Origin of the sequence: Microbispora sp. NPDC046973 (genome assembly GCF_040644495.1) — a bacterium.
GTDB lineage: Bacteria > Actinomycetota > Actinomycetes > Streptosporangiales > Streptosporangiaceae > Microbispora.
In genome coordinates, this window is sequence record NZ_JBEYWQ010000018.1 from 1 (window position 1) to 15,971 (window position 15,971).

A 15,971-nucleotide genomic window follows, 5' to 3' on the forward strand; every position below is an offset into this window, starting at 1 on the left:
CGCCGACGACCTCGATGTCGTCCTCGGCGTCCAGCAACGCCGCCACACCACGCCGTACGACCTCGTGATCGTCCACAAGAAACACCCGAATCATGACCTGGACGTTAGCCTTCCTCGGGCCGCCGGAGAAGTGACGAAGGTCCCGCGTGGCCGCCTCGGACTCAGCGGCGGGACAGGACTCAGTGGCGGGACAGGCGGCGCAGGGCGCTCCTGATCCTCCCGCCGAACGGCGCGCGCCGCCGGGGCTGGGCGTCGCGGGCCACCCGCAGCTCCGCGAGGGCCGTGGCCGCGTCGGGCCGCTTGGCCGGTGTGGGGTCGCGCATCCGCCGTACGAGGTCCATGACCTCGGGGGCGACGCCGCCGGCGTCCGGCTCGGCGTCCACGCCGGGCGCGGGCAGCTCGCCGGTGAGGAGCTGGAAGGCGATCACCCCCGCCGAGTAGACGTCGGCGGCGGGGGTCATCCGGTCGGGACGCGCCCGGCATTCGGGGGCGACGTAGTGGACGTCGAGGATGTTGGGCAGCTCGTTGGCCACGGTGTGCTTGCGCGGGCCGGGCTTGGCGTAGTCGAAGCCGGTCAGCATGGCGTTCCCGTCGTCGGTGACGAGCACGCAGGCGGGGGTCAGCGCCCGGTGGATGACGTTGTTGGCATGGACGTGGGCGAGGCCGTCCAGCATGTCCTCCATCACGGCGAGCTTGGCGTCGATGCCCAGCCTCCGCCCGGTCAGGTGCAGGTGCAGGGCCTGCCCGTGGACGTCGTCGAGCACGAGCACGAACCGGCTCTCGTCGTCGATCGCGAAGAAGTCCCGTGAGCGTACGACGCAGGGATGCGGTGGGATCTTGGCGAGCGACTGGTAGGCGTTGGCGATCCGGCGCTGCTCGGCCACCCGCCGCCGCTGCTCGGCCATCGGGTCGGCCCGGTAGACCCGCAGCAGCACGGTCCCGCTGGTCGGGGCGGTCGCGTTGACGGCGCGATACTCGGTGACCCGGCTGTCGCCGCCGAGCTGCTCCTCCACCTCCCAGTTGCCGAAGCGCGGCGGCGCGGTCGAGCGGCGCACGGTGCCGTTCAGCGCCTCGAGGATCGCGGTGCGGTACGGCTCGGCGTCGCGGCTGCACCCGTGCCGCACCCGGGACACGTCGCTGAGCATGGGGATGAGCCCGGCGATCGTGGTGACGTGCCGGGCGTCGCGGCCGCTGGGGTCGACGAGGACGGCTCCGGGGGCGGTCAGCACCACCACGTTGTCGACGTACAACCGCTCCAGCTCGCGGTGCTCCTCGATCAGCAGGCCCTTCAGCGCCCGCGCGGTGCCGCGCAGCTTGGCCACCGGCGAGCCGAACGCCTCCCGGTGCTGGGGGAACCACCGGGTGCCCGACACCTCGAACCGGCCCCGGGCTCCCTTCACGTCGATCACCACGAGGGAGTGGCCGGTGAGCACGACCACGTCCACCTCGAACAGGTCGGCCCCGCGCGGAACCTCGATGTTGTGCAGCAGCAGCCAGTCGTCAGGGGCGTTGTCCCGCAGGTGCGCGATGACCCTTCGCTCGGCGTCATTGACGGGGCGTCCGCCACCGACGATCTGAGCCATCTCTGCCGCTCCGCCTCTCTGACCAGATTGAGAACTTAATCCTCCTAGGTAGCGGTATTCCCGCGCCACCACTGATTCCCCCGCATTGTCCCAGGGGAAATCTGGAACCCCATCTTCGGGCCCGCTCCAGCCGGGGGATCGCGGAGCCGCATGATCGCCCGATTGCCGGGGATGGGCGCTATCGCGGTTTGTAGCGGCGGATGCCAGGAAACGGAGTATTTCATGCGAGTTGTCGTGGTTGGTGCGAGCGGAAACGTCGGCACGAGCGTGCTCGCCGCCCTCGAGTCCGAGCCGAGCGTGACCTCGATCGTCGGGGTGGCCAGGCGGATGCCGGGCTGGCACCCGGCGAAGACCGAATGGCGTACGGCCGACGTCTTCAGGGACGACCTCGATCCGATCTTCGCGGGCGCCGACGCGGTCGTGCACCTGGCCTGGCTGTTCCAGCCCACGCACGACCCGGTCACCACCTGGAACTCCAACGTGCTCGGCAGCATGCGCGTCTTCGACGCCGCCGTACGGGCCGGGGTCTCGGTCCTCGTCCACTCGTCGTCCGTGGGGGCGTACTCGCCGGGGCCGAAGGACCCGCCCGTCGACGAGTCCTGGCCGACCCACGGCTGGCCGAACGCCGCGTACGGACGCGAGAAGGCCTACGTCGAGCGCGTGCTCGACATCTTCGAGCGCGACCACCCGGACATCCGCCTGGTGCGGATGCGCCCGGGGTTCATCTTCAAGGAGGAGGCCGCGACCGAGCAGCGACGGCTGTTCGCCGGGCCGTTCCTGCCGCAGCGGCTGGTGCGGCCGGAGCTGATCCCGTTCGTGCCGGACATGCCGCGCCTGCGGTTCCAGGCCCTCCACTCCCGGGACGCCGGCGAGGCGTTCCGGCTGGCGCTCACCCGCGACGTGCGGGGCGCGTTCAACATCGCCGCCGACCCCGTGATCGATCCCGCCGTGCTGGCCGAGCTGCTCGGCGCGCGGCGGATGCCGGTCCCGGCCGCGGTGGTGCGCACGGCGGTGTCGGCCGGCTGGCACCTGCGACTCATACCGGCCTCGCCCGGCATGGTGGAGATGATCCTGCAGATTCCGATCATGAACACCACCCGCGCCCGTGAGGAGCTGGGCTGGCAGCCCCGGCACAGCGCGGTGGACGCCCTGCGCGCGGTGATCGACGGCATGCGGCGCGGTGCGGGCATGGAGACCCCGCCGCTCGCGCCCGACTCCGGCCGAGAGCGGATCAAGGAGGTCGCGACGGGCGTGGGCAGGCGGCCGTAGAAGGCATCGGCGAGGGAGGCACGATGACGCTGCTCGACCCCGACTGCGTACGGCGGCTGCTGGAGTCGGCCGACCCGGATGTCGCGCTGGTCTTCGTCCGGGGCGAGTGCCTCGTGCTGCCGCTCGACCAGATCGACGAGAGGCACCGCAACCTCGTGGTGGTGCGCCGCGCCGACCTGCCCGAGGCCCACGCCGACGAGCCCGTGACGGAGGAGCGGGTGGAGGCGCTCACGCGGTGCCTCGAGAACACCGTGCGCGACCTCGGGGCGTGAAGCCGCCACCTCCCGTTGATGCGTGACGATGGCGTCACGTTCGGTAACATCGGTCTCGGCATCCCCATCCGGACGTGGTCTCTGGCGTCGTGGAGGCGTGGGTGCGGGCGGCCCGGATATGCCGCCCGATGCCGTCCTCTGAGACAAATGACGGCGTGTCGCGCGCTGACCCAAAATTCCGGAAAGCGCTGCGGACAAATCGGACAGACAACTTCGCATCGCTGGACAAATCAGGATCAAAAGCTATCGCAAGCTGTGATCTGATCGTCACTCATCGTACGGAACCTCGAATGCCGCTCGTTTTCGTTGCGTGCACGGTGGGTCACCTGTGAACATCAGGGAAAGGTCCGGAATCCCTCCTACCGGGTCGGCGGCGCGACGGCGGCGGGGATTCCGCCCATGGCGCGCCCCGGACCGGCCGGGAACGGATTCCTGATCGGGCCGATCGACAGGTCCGAGACATCGGTCTCGGACAGCGCATATGGGGAGGGGGCCCCGATGACTGCTATCAGGCCCCGCGGGAGCGGGGGACGCCGTCACGAAGGGCGGATTCACGACCCGGAGTTCGGCTCGTGGATCGGAGAGGTGGCCAGAGCGGTCCGGGACGTGGTCGACAGCACACCCCGGACCATCCGCCTCTGCGCCCTGATCGCGGTTGCCGCCGCGTCATGGGCATTCCTCAGGTAGCCGTCCAGCAGCCATGAGGAGGTCGCGGACCCAGGTTATGGCGGCCGGAGAGCCGTGACGGCCCGGTTTACGGGATCGGGACGATAACCAGGGCCAACCGGGGGTCGACCCGGGTCAACCCGGGCGCTGCCTGGGTCCGCGACGGGCCGCCGCTTGCCGACGGGGGGCAGGGGCCGGGCGGTGGGGGCGGGCGCCCGCTCAGACGGGGTGGGCGCTGCGCCCGACATGGGCGGCGCCCCCGTCGGCGGCGCCGTCGTCGACCTGCATGGACAGCCGGATCGTCGACTGACCGGGGACCCGGTCGATGGTCACAGAGTCGCACAGCTCGCCCATGAGCCACAGGCCGAAGCCGCGGTCGCCGCGGCCGGTGGGGCGCTCGCTCGGCACGGCGCCGGGCCGCAGGACGCCGACGTGGTCGGCGACGTCGACGGCGAGCACGCCGTCGTCGCAGGAGATCGCCAGCGTGCCGGCTCCCCCTCCGTGTTCGAGCACGTTGATGGCGGCCTCGTTGGCGGCGATCACGAGGTCGTCCAGCCGGGGGCCGGTGAGGCCCGCCTGCACGGCGTACCGCTGGATGTTCTCGCGGAGCGCCGCGAGATCATCCGTTATCGGCCACTGCCGGCGGTGATCCACCACCTGTCCTCCTCGCCGCTGTCTTTCCTGACTGGGTCTGCCGCCCGATGTCACCGAGGCTACCGTCTCGTTACCCGCTGCCTGCCTTCACCTGGGGGTCGACCGCCCGCTGACCGTGTCGAGGGCCTCCTCCAGGCTCGGCGCGACGGTGAAGGCGCTGATCAGTCCGGTGATTCTGAAGATCCTCGCCAGCCGGGCGTTCAGGCCCGCCAGCGTCACCGCGCCGTCCCGCTCCTGCATCAGCTTCCGCACGGACAGCAGGATCCGGATGCCCGTGGAGTCGCAGAAGCCCACGCCGCTCAGGTCGAGGACGAGCTCGCGGTGCTGCTCGCCGAGGGCCGACTCGACGTCCCGGCGCAACCGCTCGGCGTTCGTGTAGTCCAGGGCGCCGTCAAGCGCGACGACCAGCACGTGGTCGGCGACTGGGGCGGACACGGGGGTCAGTACGACGGCGGCGGTCACGGAGCACACCTCGGCGGACGCTGCGGGGACGGTCGGGCGGTGGGGGGAGCGGGGGGATGGCCTGGCCGGGGTCCCGGCCAGGTTCGCCAGTCTAGAGCAGCGACGCCCCTGCGCCGGGGCGCACGGCCTGCGGAACAGTTTTCCGCCACGGTGGCCGGAAGGTCGGGTTGGAGGGTCAAGAAACGCCATATGGGGTTTTCCGCGCGATGGCCGGGGGGAATGGGGGACTAACCGACTGGACCCTTCCTGAAAAGACCGGTTATGCCAGACGTGACAAGGGAGGTCCAGTTCGACACCGTGCACGGACCTTCCCTCGTCGCGCAGGCAACCGTGAGTTCGGCGACGCTCACGCTCGGAGTCGAGGAGGAGTTCCTGCTCGTCGACCCGCGGACCGGGCGGGTCGTCCCGGCGGCGCGGGACATCCGCGAGCGGGCGGCCGGACCGGGGGCGGACCGGCTGGTGTTCGAACTGACGCAGTTCCAACTGGAGAGCAACACCGCCGTGCACACCACCCTGCGGGATCTGCACGGCGACCTGCTCGAGATGCGCCGCGCGGCCGCCTGCGCCGCCGCGAGCGCCGGGGTCGCGCTCGTCGCGTGCGGCACCGCGCTCGACGGCAACGCGGGAGTGCCGCCGCTGTCGCCGTGCCCTCGCTACCAGGCCATGCTCCGCCACTTCGGGGCGGTCATGGACGGCCAGGGTGTCTGCGGCTGCCACATCCACGTCGGGATCGCGGACCGCGAGGAGGCGGTGCGGGTCAGCAACCACCTGCGGCCCTGGCTCCCGGTCCTGCAGGCGCTCGCGGCCAACTCGCCGATCGCGGACGGCCGGGACACCGGCTACGCGAGCTGGCGTGCCCTGATGATGGGCAGGTGGCCGAGCGCGGAGCCGCCGCCGTTCTTCCGCTCCGTCGAGCACTACGAGCGCCTGGTCGCCGGCATGCTGGCCGGGGGCACGATCCTCGACCGGAAAATGATCTACTGGCTGGTCCGCCCGTCCGACCACGTGCCGACGCTGGAGATCCGCGCGGCCGACGTGTGCCCGACGGCCGGGGAGACCGTGCTGCTGGCCGGGCTGGTGCGGGGGCTGGCCGAGACGGCGCTGCGCGAGGTCCGGGCCGGCGTCCCCGCCCCCGACGTCGAGGACACCCTGCTGCGGGCGGCCTATTGGAGGGCCGCCCGCGACGGCGTGGACGGCGAAGCCCTCGATCTGCTCGCCGGCGCCGGACTCTCCGGAGGCAGGGTGCCGGCCTGGCGGCTGGTCGACCGCCTGCTCGAGCACGTGCGGCCGGTGCTGGAGGAGAACGGCGACTGGACGCCGCTGACCGACCAGCTCGAACGCCTACGCCGCATCGGGTCGGGGGCGGCGCGTCAGCGGGTGGCGTACGCCCGGCGCGGCAGCCTGCGTGACGTGGCCGAGCTGCTCGTGGCGCAGACGGCCGCCTCCTGCTGGGCCTGACCGCGCCGGTCCTGATCAGGTGCTCCCGTCACACCCCCGTCACTCGGCGACGACGCGCAGTGTCTTCAGGCTGGGGTCGCTGACGTCCGGGATGTCCATGCCGCCTTCGAGGCCGCTGGTCAGGTAGCTCAGCACCGGCTGGGTGATGCGCTCGCCCGGGCACAGGGCGGGCGCGCCCGGCGGGTACGGCGTGACCATCTCGGCCACGATCCGGCCGACCGCCTGGCCGGTGGGCACGATCTCGACCCGCCCGAAGAACGCGTCCCTGGGCAGCATCGCGACGTCCAGCTCCAGCTCCCCCGGCTCGGGCACGTCGATCGCGGCGGCCGGCGGCAGGTCGCGGGCCGACGACAGGGCGCGCAGCGCGTCGAGCAGCACGCCCACCGTCTCCTCGCTGTCGGCGACGGTGATCTCGGCGCTGACGCGGCGGTGGTCGCTCAGCGAGAGGTTGACGTGGCAGCGCTCGCGCAGCCAGTCGGCGGCGTGGTAGCCGTCGACGCCGAGCCCCGACACGTCGACCACGATCTTCAGCGGGTCCATGTCGAAGGCGCGGGTGTTCTCCTTGCTCAGCACCCACAGGCCGTTCATCTTGCCGATCTCTCGACGGACCGACTCCGCGAGCTCCAGCGCGCGGTCGAGCAGGTCCTTGCCGTGCTCCACCATCTGCCTGCGCCAGCCGTCGAGCGCCGCGTAGATCAGAGTCGAGGGGCTGGTCGTGCCGAGCAGGTCCTCGCGGGCCTTCAGCACGGCCGGGTCCACCCGGTTGCCCTGCAGGTGGAACACCGAGCTCTGCTCCAGCCCGTTGCCCATCTTGTGGACGCTCGTCACGCACAGATCCGCCCCGGCGTTCATGCCCCACGTGGGCAGGCCCTCGTGGAACGGCAGGTGGGCGCCCCAGGCCTCGTCCACGATGAACGTCCGGTCATATCTGCGGCACACCTCGTTGATGCCCACCAGGTCGGCGCAGGTGCCGTAGTCCACCGGGCTGGCGACGATGACGCCCTTGGCGTCGGGGGCCGCCGTGAACGCCTCCTCCACCGCCTCCGGCGTGGGGGGGTAGGACATGTGCAGATCGCCGTCCCAGTCCCCGTGCACCCAGACGGGCTCGACGCCGCTCAGGATCAGTCCGGAGATGACCGACTTGTGGGCGTTGCGGGCGACCAGCAGTTTCTCCCCGGGCCCGGCCACCGAGAGCATGGCGCTCTTGACCGACAGGGAGCTGCCGCAGGTGGAGAAGAACGCCTGCTCGGCGTTGACCGCCTTCGCCATGAGCTGCTGGGCCTCTTCGAGCACGCCGTTGGTCTGCAACCGGTCGTCCAGGCCGTTCATGACCATCACGTCGTCCCTGAAGAGGTCCACCCCCAGGACCTCCAGGACCCGCGGATCCACTCCCCGCCCCTGCTTGTGGCCCGGAGGCGTGAAGCTGATGTCTCCCCGTCGGCGATAGGCGGTGAGCGCCTCCAGTACAGGTGCGCGGGACTGATCCATGTCGCGTTCCTCCCCTGAACGACGGAGGTCGTTCCCCTCGTCCGCGCCTACCCGGCCCTGACCGGCACAAACGACCGCGGCGGGCGGTCGGAAGCCCCCGCCCTCGACGAGAGGGCGGGGGCGTCGGTCAAACGGTCAGGCCGTGAACACTCAGGCCGTGAACACTCAGACCATGGACACTCAGACCATGGACACGTCGTGCGAGGCCGACAGCACCATGGCGGCGACGGCCTCGACGGGTGTGCCGTCGATGACGAACGTGTCGCGCAGCCGGGTCGCCTCAAGGACGATCTTCAAGATGCCGTGAACTCCGGTGAGCCGCATCGAACCGGCGGCCTTCTCGATGTCGTCCCGGGCGTCCAGCAGCGCCTCCAGGCCGCAGGAGTCGCAGAACCGCAGACCGGACGCATCCACCACGATCTTGCTGCGACCCTGGCGGACAAGATTCCTGATCGCCCTCCGGAGCGTGTCCCCGCTGGCGATGTCGAGTTCACCTCGCAGCGCGACCACGACGGCCGGCTGGTGATCGCTCACAGTAATCTCGAGCTGCTGCGTTGTCATATACGCGCCTTCATCCATATTTTTCGGGCGTACTGTCTTGAACGACGCTACCCGGCGGAGTGTCAGGTCCCGGTAATGCGCGACGGTCGATGGGATGCGGGTCCGTCCGGCAATCCCACATGTACGCCAGAATGTGGCAAATAGGTAAAGAAGTTGGGGTTTGCGGCGATCTTCGGCGGTGTGTCCCGAACGTCCCAGGATCACGGGTAACCCCTGTCCTGCAGGGGTTCGGGGCCCTCGGGCGATCGCCGGAGGCGGGTGCCCGGGCGCGGTGACCGGTGCGGGCAGCCCGGTCTCGCGGGGGTGGAGACTGGAACTCCTCCAACATACCAGCTAGCCAGATAAATGAGGCGTATCCCGCCTTTCTCGAAAAATGCTTACTCTTCCCATTCCTTCTTGATGCGCGCGTTACCAGCCATGCCGCGTCCGTGGCCCAGACCTGACCGGCCCATCCGGAAGGTCACGTGAACGTCAGGCATCGGCGCTTGACCCGTCCGCGCGCGGGTAGAGGGCCGGATCCCGGAAGTACGGCGAACGGGAGGATCGGCATGGCGGACGAGATCACCGCGGGCAGGAACGCGGCGCGGGCACTGGCGGCAAGGACGCCCGGCTGGATGGTCTGGTACGGCGAGCGCACCGGAAGCTTCTGGGCCGTCCCCCGGGCCGGCACGGCGATCGTGCCCCGCATGCTGGAGGCGCCGGCGGCCGACGACCTGGAGGACGCGATCCGGCAGGCCGAGGGCCGCCCCGCGCGGGAACAGGCGCCGGACAAGCCGCGGCCCGGGCAGCCGGAGAGGGCGCAACAGGGGGCGCAACAGGAGGCGCAACAGGGGACGGTGGAGGCCGCCCGGCACCGCCGGCCGGCTACCGAGGCGCCCGCTCCCCGGGTCCCCGTCGGACGCTGACCCTGCCCGCCGTCCCGGCGCATCTATAGGGACACGACGACGTATCCACCGGGGGCGAGCCTGCCGCCGACCGGCCTGCCGGTGATCAGGTCGGTGCCGTGGACCGGCACGGGCTGCTCGTCTCCGGTGTGGTTGACGGCGAAGACCCGGTCGCGCTGCCGTACGACCTCGACGCCGGGGATGCCTCTCCCGGCCAGGCCGGCGCGGGCGAGGACGCGGGCGTAGCCGGGGTCGTCGAGCCGCGTCGAGACGTACCACGCCGTGCCACCGCCGAGGCGGTGGCACGTGACGGCGGGCCCGCCGCCGGGGTAGCGGGCGACCGCCTCGGCCCCGTCCAGGTGGACGACCTCGCTCCACACCGTGGCACGGCCGAACTCCGGCAGGTCGATCGGGTCGGCGAGCGGGCGGAACTCCTCCACGCTGATGCCGAGGATCTCGCGCAAGGCGCCCGGGTAGCCGCCCAGCCTGATCCGGGTGTGCTCGTCGGCGATCCCGCTGAAGAACGACACGACGAGCGTGCCGCCGCCCTCCACGTACGCCGCGAGGTTCCGGGCGGACTCGTCGGAGATCAGATAGAGGCTCGGCACGAGGACGGCCCGGTACGCCGGCAGATCGTGCGACGGATGGGCGAAGCAGGCGGCGACGCCCTGCCGCCACAGCACCCGGTGGGCCTGCTCGACGGCCGCGAGGTAGTCGATCTCGGTGGACGGCAGACCCGGCCCCTGGACGGCCCACCACGCCTCCTCGTCCCACAGGATCGCGACCTCCCCCTCGACGACCGGCGCCTCGACGACCGGCGGCTCGTCGGGCGGCGCGGGGATGCGCCGCAGCGCCTCACCCAGGGCGCAGACCTCACGGAAGACGCGGGAGTCCGGGCCGGTGTGCGGCACCATGCCGGGATGCCACTGCTCCGCGCCGCCGCGGGAGGCCCGCCACTGGAAGAACATCGCGCCCCTCGAGCCCCGGGCGACGTGTTGCAGGCTGTGCCTGGCGATCTCGCCGGGCTCCTTGGGCGACGTGCGCGGGCCCAGGACATACCCCGTGGCCTGCTCCATCAGCAGCCACGGCCGCCCGCCCGCCCACGATCGGGCCAGGTCCGCGGCGAAGGCGGTCTGCTCGGCCGCCGCGATGCCCCGCCCGGAGGGATAGTCGTCGACGGCGACCAGGTCCACCTCGCGCGACCACTTCCAGTGGTCGACGCAGGCCCAGCCGGCCAGCACGTAGTTGGTGGTGACGGGCACCCCGGGGGTCAGTTCGCGGAGCAGGTCGCGCTGCTCGGTGAAGTGGGCGAGCATCTCGTCGGAGACGAACCGGCGGAAGTCGAGCGCCTGCGCCGGGTTGGGGAGGTACTGCGTCGCCCGAGGCGGGGTGATCTGCGCCCAGTCCGAGTAGTGCTGGCCCCAGAACGCGGTCGTCCAGGCGTCGTTGAGCGCGTCGAGGCCGCCGTACCGCTCCCGCAGCCAGGCCCGGAACGCCGCGGCGGCGTGGTCGCAGTGGCAGGCCGTGCCGTACTCGTTGTGCACGTGCCACATGGTCAGAGCGGGGTGGCCGCGGTAGCGCTCGCCGAGGGCGCGGGTGATCCGCAGCGACGCCTCCCGGTACGCCGGGGCGCTCACGCAGTAGGTGTCGCGGCTGCCGTGCGAGAGCCGCACGCCGTCGCCGGTGACGGTGAGGGCGTCGGGGTGCGCCAGGGAGAACCACGGCGGGGGAGACGCGGTCGGGACGGCCAGGTCGACGCGGATGCCGTCGCCGTCGGCGAGCAGGTCGAGCACCCGGTCGAGCCAGCCGAAGGTGTAGCGGCCCTCGGACGGCTCCAGCCGCGACCAGGAAAAGACGCCGACGGTGACGAGGGTGACTCCGGCCCGGCGCATGAGCGCGACGTCCTCGGCCCAGATCTCCTCGGGCCACTGCTCCGGGTTGTAGTCCCCTCCGTACCACAGCGACATGCACGTGCCCTTCTTTCTGCCGGCGGACGACGGGACGTACGGCGACGCCCCGCCGGTGGGAGGCGCGGCGGGGCGTCGGTCGAGGGAAGGGCGTCAGCCCTTGATGGCGCCGATGATGACGCCCTTGGTGAAGTGACGTTGCACGAACGGATAGATGACGAGGGCGGGCAGCACGGCGATGGCGACGATGGCCATCTTGATCGCAAGGGTCGGCGGCGCGACGTGGCCGAAGCCGCTCACGCCGACCGTGGCCGTGGGCAGCGGGTTGGAGTCCACGACGTACGACCGCAGGACCAGCGCGAGCGGCCACTTGCGGGTGTCGTCGATGAACAGCGTGGCGTTGAACCAGGCGTTCCAGTAGCCGACCGCGTAGAACAGGCCGATGACGGCCGTGACCGCCTTCGACAGCGGGAGCACGATCCGCCACAGGATGCGGAACTCCCCGGCGCCGTCGATGCGGGCGCTGTCGAGCAGTTCGCGCGGAATGTTCATGAAGAACGCGCGCAGCACGACGACGTTGAACGCCGACACGGCCGACGGCAGGATCAGCGACCAGTACGTGTCCTTCAGCCCGAGCGAGGCGACCATCAGGTAGGTCGGGATCAGGCCCGGGAAGAACACGAACATCAGCAGCACGCAGAACAGGATCGGCCGGTGGAACAGCGTCCCCGGCCGCGACAGCGCGTACGCCCCGAGGACGCTGACGCCGAGGCTGACCGCGGTGCCCACGACGGTGACGCCGGTGCTCACCAGCACCGCGCGGCTGACCACGCTGTCGGAGAAGATCTGGCGGTAGGCGTCGAACGTGATGCCGTCCGGCACCAGCACCAGGCCGCCGACCCGGTTCACCGTGTCGGCCGACGACAGGCTGGTCAGCACGATCGTGTAGAGCGGCAGCAGCACGGCGAGCACGATGACCGCCAGCGCGCCGCCCTTGCCGAGGCGCCCGGCGAACGATCCGGGCTCCTCCCAGGGCGCGAGCCCGGAAACCTTCGACTTGCTCATGATCGCGAATACACCCCCCGCTCGCCCAGGGCGTGCGCCACCCGGTTGGCCGCCAGGATGAGCGCGAGCCCGACCAGGCCCTTGAACAGCCCGGCCGCAGCGCCGTAGCCGAAGTCGCCGGTGCGCAGGCCGGACCAGTAGACGAAGGTGTCGAAGACCTCCGACACCTTGCTGCCGACCGCGCCGCGCTGCAGCATGAACTGCTCGAAGCCGACGTTGAGCGCGTCGCCGAGCCGCAGGATCAGCAGCAGCACGATGACCGGCCGCAGCCCGGGCAGCGTGATGTGCCACATCCGGCGCCACCGGCGGGCCCCGTCGACGGCCGCGGCCTCGTACAGGTTGGGGTCGATCGTGCTGAGCGCGGCGAGGAACACGATCGTGCCCCAGCCGGCGTCCTTCCAGACCGTCTCGGCCGTCACGAGCAGGATGAACGTGTCGGAGTTCGTCATCCAGTCGATGCCCGCGTGCCCGTGGTCGCGCAGGATCTGCGCGATGAGGCCGGCGCCGCCGAACATCTGCTGGAAGATCGCGACCACCAGCACCCACGAGAAGAAGTGGGGCAGGTAGACGACGCCCTGGATGAAGGCCCGCAGCCGCCCGGAGACCACGCTGTTGAGCAGCAGCGCGAGCACGATCGGCACCGGGAAGTAGAAGACGAGCTGGAACGCGGTGATGCCCAGCGTGTTCACCACCGCCCGGATGAACTGCGGGTCGCCGAACAGCTCCGCGAAGTTGGTGAAACCGATGATCGGGCTGCCCAGGATGCCGCCGGTGAACGGGTTGTAGTCCTGGAAGGCGATGACGTTCCCCAGCGCCGGGATCCACCAGAAGGCGGTGACCAGCACCAGCATCGGCGTGGCCATGACCAGCAGCGGCCAGTCCCGGCGCAGCCGCGCGGCGAAGGTGTCCCGCCGCCGGCCGGCGGCCGGTCCGGCCTGGGCCGCCCCGGGCCGGACCTCCTCCACGCTCCTCGTGTCCGCGTCGGCGCTCACAGGCGGCCGTTCTCCCTGGCGACCTTCATGTAGAACTCGCGGGCCTCGTTGCCGCCCTGCTCCTGCCAGTCCTTGAGGATCGTGGCCCACTCCGAGACCGGCCGCTTGCCGCGGAAGATCTCGTTCATCTTGTCCTCGGTCGGCTTGACCAGAGCGGCCATCTTGGACGGCACCTCGACCCGGATGCCGACGAACGGGTCGTTCTCCAGGTATCGCGAGGCCGTCGTCTCCCAGCCGTGGTAGGCCTCGACGTAGCCGGGATACTGGTTCTCGGTGATCGCACCGGGCCGTCCGGACAGGAACATGTACGTCGGGGCGACCTCCTTGCGGCCGAGCGCGGTCTGCTGGACCTGCCCGTCCTTCACTGTGAAGTGCTTGCCCTCGACGCCGTTGTTGACCAGGTCGTACTCCTGCGTGCCGTACGGCGCGGAGCACCAGTTGGCGATGCCGATCAGCTCACGGGTGCGGGCGTCGCCGAGACCCTTCCTGATGAAGCAGAACATGCCGGCGGGCTCGTTGCGCCAGACGATGACCCTGCCTCCCGGGTGGGCCGGGTAGGGGTCCGCCGCCCGCACGTCGATCTTCGGGTTGCTGGGCAGGAACCGGCCGAGGATTTCGTGGATCGCGCCGAGCCCGTCCTTGTACATGACGAGCTGCCCGCTGCCGAAGGGCTCCTTGTGGTCGGCGAACTGGTTGGCCACGACGTCCGGGTGGACGTATCCCGCGTCGAACAGCTTCGTCAGGAGCTCGATGGACTGCTGCCACTCCGGCGTCTCGTACTTGTAGATCAGCGTGCCGTCGGGCTGCTTGCGCCACTCGCGCGGGGCGCCGAACGCCCGCTGGACCTCCTGGTCCATGCCGCCGAAGGCCCAGCGCTTCTTCTTCGGGTCGGTCAGCTCCTTGCCCAGCGTGAGCAGGTCGTCGGCGCTCTTGGGATGAGGCAGGCCGAACTCGTCGAGGATGTCCTGGCGGACGATCGTGGCGAACGGGTAGGGCGCGTTCTGCCAGGGGATGCCCTGGAGCACGCCGCCGAACACCCCGTACTCCCAGGCGGCGGTGTCGTAGTTGGCCAGCAGCGGGAACTCCTTGGCCTTGTCGCCCGCCAGATAGGGCGACAGGTCGGCGAAGAGCTTGTTGGCCGCCTCGGTGAAGTGGGCGATGGTGATCAGGTTCCAGCCCGGAATCTGGATCATCTCGGGCACGTCGCCACTGGCGAGGATCGTGTTCAGCTTGTCCACGTACGTGTTGCCGTCGGAGATGTTGAACCGGACGACCCCGCCGAGCCGCTCGTTGACGGCGTCGTAATAGGAGTTCTCACCGAGGCCGGGAGGGACGGTGCCCCACAGCGGGGTCATCGCCTTCACCTCCGCGCCGCTGGTGATCGGCTTGGTGGTCACGGCCTGGACCATCGTGCCCGGCCTGGTCAGGAAGCCGGGTTCGACGAATTCACCGCCCGGCAGGTCGGGCGACAGGCCGGACACCTGGAACGGCACGCGGGTGGGCACGAGGCCCTTGAGCTTGTCGGCGGCGACGGCGGTGCCCTTGGACACTTCCTTCTTGGCCGCGCAGCCGGTGAGGCCGGCGGCGAGCGCGCCCGCGCCGACCATTCCGAGAAATCCGCGGCGGCTGGTCAGGGGGCCGCCGGGGGGTTGGCTCATCGATGCCATCCTTCCGGAAACGACGGTCATTTAGTTCGTCAATTGGCCGAACAAATTAACCGGGTTAACGGGGCGGCGACAAGATTCCGTGAAACGTTCATCGCCATCGCGGGATCGTTCGTACGGGCGATCCGCCGGTCGCGCTGTTCGGCGGCAGGCTGCTGCCGCGGGTGGGGCTACAGCACCGGCATGTTCGCCACCCGCGACCTCAAGCGCAGGGTGGTCGTCTCGGTGGGCTCGACCACCAAGGGCGACTCGGTCATGCTCCAGACCATAGGACTGGCCGCCTTCGCCTCCTGAGGCATCCTGAGGCACTGTGAGGGTGCCGTCCCCCGGACCTGAGGAGTGGCCGTGACCGACGCGATGGCGGTGGACGAGGCGGGCAACGAGCTGATCGCGTTCCACCGGGTGGCGGAGCAGGCGATGTTCTCCGACGCCCCGACGCCGCTCGCGCTGGTCGCGGCCTGGCACCGGTACGCGCGTCTGGACCGGCTGCTCCTCGTCTTCAACCGCTTCCGTGACTGCTGGGAACTGCCGGGCGGCCTGATCGATCCCGGGGAGACGCCCCGCCAGGCGGCCGTACGGGAACTGCGCGAGGAGTCCGGGCTGCGGGCGGACGACCTCACCTTCGCCGGGTACGCGCGGTTCGTGCTGGGGGCCGAGCGGCGCGCGGAGTACGCGGCCGTGTACGCCCTGCGCGTCCCCGGACCGCATGGCGGGTTCAGGCCCAGCGCCGAGATCGCCGCGATCGGATGGTGGGACGGCACGACCCCGTTGCCGGGCCGGGTGCAGAGCCTGGACGTCCTCCTGGGCCGGCTGGCTCGGGAGGCGCTTTCCGCTTGAGGATTGTGCCCGGGGGCGTAATAGGACCGGTCCAAAATTGACATGGGCCCGCAAACGCGATTGACAGTGTCCGTAATGCAATGAATCGGCGGCGATAGCGCGGAATTCAACTACCCGCCAGTACAATTTTCTCGTCCGGAACCAGCCCTGACCAGCTCAGATGCCGTAAATGACGGTATCTGCTGCCCAATATTTGATATTGCGGACGA

Annotated in this window: 14 protein-coding genes and 1 pseudogene; 5 read left to right on the forward strand and 10 right to left on the reverse strand. The window is 70.5% G+C overall.

Features of this window, described 5'->3' with window-relative positions:
• Both ABZ860_RS28225 and ABZ860_RS28230 read right to left on the reverse strand, forming a co-directional pair.
• Positions 1 to 94 (reverse strand): annotated as a pseudogene (locus ABZ860_RS28225) (DNA-binding response regulator); the annotation flags it as partial.
• A gap of 85 nt (positions 95 to 179) precedes the next feature.
• Positions 180 to 1,583, reverse strand: a complete 1,404-nt coding sequence (locus ABZ860_RS28230) for an NERD domain-containing protein kinase family protein (RefSeq protein ID WP_357225620.1) — start codon at positions 1,581 to 1,583, stop codon at positions 180 to 182.
• 222 nt (positions 1,584 to 1,805) lie between these two features.
• On the opposite strand from ABZ860_RS28230, the gene ABZ860_RS28235 reads away from it, so the two are divergent.
• On the forward strand, positions 1,806 to 2,852 hold the full coding sequence (locus ABZ860_RS28235; RefSeq protein WP_357225622.1) for an NAD-dependent epimerase/dehydratase family protein: 1,047 nt from the start codon (positions 1,806 to 1,808) through the stop codon (positions 2,850 to 2,852).
• Between the two features lie 23 nt (positions 2,853 to 2,875).
• The gene (locus ABZ860_RS28240) at positions 2,876 to 3,124 is read left to right on the forward strand and encodes a hypothetical protein (protein ID WP_357225624.1); all 249 of its coding nucleotides are present in this window, start codon (positions 2,876 to 2,878) and stop codon (positions 3,122 to 3,124) included.
• Between the two features lie 885 nt (positions 3,125 to 4,009).
• On the opposite strand, the gene ABZ860_RS28245 is transcribed toward ABZ860_RS28240, so the two are convergent.
• Positions 4,010 to 4,447, reverse strand: coding sequence for an ATP-binding protein (locus ABZ860_RS28245; protein WP_357225625.1), 438 nt, complete (start codon positions 4,445 to 4,447; stop codon positions 4,010 to 4,012).
• Positions 4,448 to 4,531: 84 nt separating this feature from the next.
• Positions 4,532 to 4,906, reverse strand: coding sequence for an STAS domain-containing protein (locus ABZ860_RS28250; RefSeq protein WP_357225627.1), 375 nt, complete (start codon positions 4,904 to 4,906; stop codon positions 4,532 to 4,534).
• 261 nt (positions 4,907 to 5,167) lie between these two features.
• Here ABZ860_RS28250 and ABZ860_RS28255 point away from each other — a divergent pair, with 261 nt between their 5' ends.
• Complete coding sequence (locus ABZ860_RS28255; protein WP_357225629.1) at positions 5,168 to 6,364, forward strand: glutamate--cysteine ligase; 1,197 nt, start codon at positions 5,168 to 5,170, stop codon at positions 6,362 to 6,364.
• A gap of 39 nt (positions 6,365 to 6,403) precedes the next feature.
• On the opposite strand, the gene ABZ860_RS28260 is transcribed toward ABZ860_RS28255, so the two are convergent.
• Together ABZ860_RS28260 and ABZ860_RS28265 are read right to left on the reverse strand one after the other, a co-directional pair.
• Positions 6,404 to 7,852, reverse strand: coding sequence for an aminotransferase class I/II-fold pyridoxal phosphate-dependent enzyme (locus tag ABZ860_RS28260; RefSeq protein WP_357225630.1), 1,449 nt, complete (start codon positions 7,850 to 7,852; stop codon positions 6,404 to 6,406).
• A 180-nt stretch (positions 7,853 to 8,032) separates the two neighbouring features.
• Complete coding sequence (locus ABZ860_RS28265) at positions 8,033 to 8,413, reverse strand: STAS domain-containing protein (RefSeq protein ID WP_357225631.1); 381 nt, start codon at positions 8,411 to 8,413, stop codon at positions 8,033 to 8,035.
• A gap of 548 nt (positions 8,414 to 8,961) precedes the next feature.
• Between ABZ860_RS28265 and ABZ860_RS28270 the strand changes: the two genes are divergently transcribed.
• The gene (locus ABZ860_RS28270) at positions 8,962 to 9,318 is read left to right on the forward strand and encodes a hypothetical protein (RefSeq protein ID WP_357225633.1); all 357 of its coding nucleotides are present in this window, start codon (positions 8,962 to 8,964) and stop codon (positions 9,316 to 9,318) included.
• A 23-nt stretch (positions 9,319 to 9,341) separates the two neighbouring features.
• Here the strand turns inward: ABZ860_RS28270 and ABZ860_RS28275 are convergent, their stop codons facing one another.
• The 4 genes from ABZ860_RS28275 to ABZ860_RS28290 all read right to left on the reverse strand — a co-directional run bounded on the left by ABZ860_RS28275 (position 9,342) and on the right by ABZ860_RS28290 (position 14,919).
• Positions 9,342 to 11,264 carry a beta-galactosidase gene (locus tag ABZ860_RS28275; protein ID WP_357225635.1) on the reverse strand — a complete coding sequence of 641 codons (1,923 nt, stop codon included), beginning with the start codon at positions 11,262 to 11,264 and terminating at the stop codon, positions 9,342 to 9,344.
• 93 nt (positions 11,265 to 11,357) lie between these two features.
• On the reverse strand, positions 11,358 to 12,269 hold the full coding sequence (locus ABZ860_RS28280) for a carbohydrate ABC transporter permease (protein ID WP_357225636.1): 912 nt from the start codon (positions 12,267 to 12,269) through the stop codon (positions 11,358 to 11,360).
• Positions 12,266 to 13,234 carry an ABC transporter permease subunit gene (locus ABZ860_RS28285; protein WP_357225917.1) on the reverse strand — a complete coding sequence of 323 codons (969 nt, stop codon included), beginning with the start codon at positions 13,232 to 13,234 and terminating at the stop codon, positions 12,266 to 12,268. Before ABZ860_RS28285 ends, ABZ860_RS28280 begins: the two co-directional genes overlap by 4 nt.
• A gap of 23 nt (positions 13,235 to 13,257) precedes the next feature.
• Entirely contained in the window at positions 13,258 to 14,919 is a 1,662-nt protein-coding gene (locus ABZ860_RS28290; protein WP_357225638.1) for an extracellular solute-binding protein, read from the reverse strand.
• A 351-nt stretch (positions 14,920 to 15,270) separates the two neighbouring features.
• Between ABZ860_RS28290 and ABZ860_RS28295 the strand changes: the two genes are divergently transcribed.
• Positions 15,271 to 15,762 (forward strand): NUDIX hydrolase, encoded by a 492-nt coding sequence (locus ABZ860_RS28295; protein WP_357225641.1) that lies wholly within the window; start codon positions 15,271 to 15,273, stop codon positions 15,760 to 15,762.
• Positions 15,763 to 15,971: the final 209 nt, after the last annotated feature.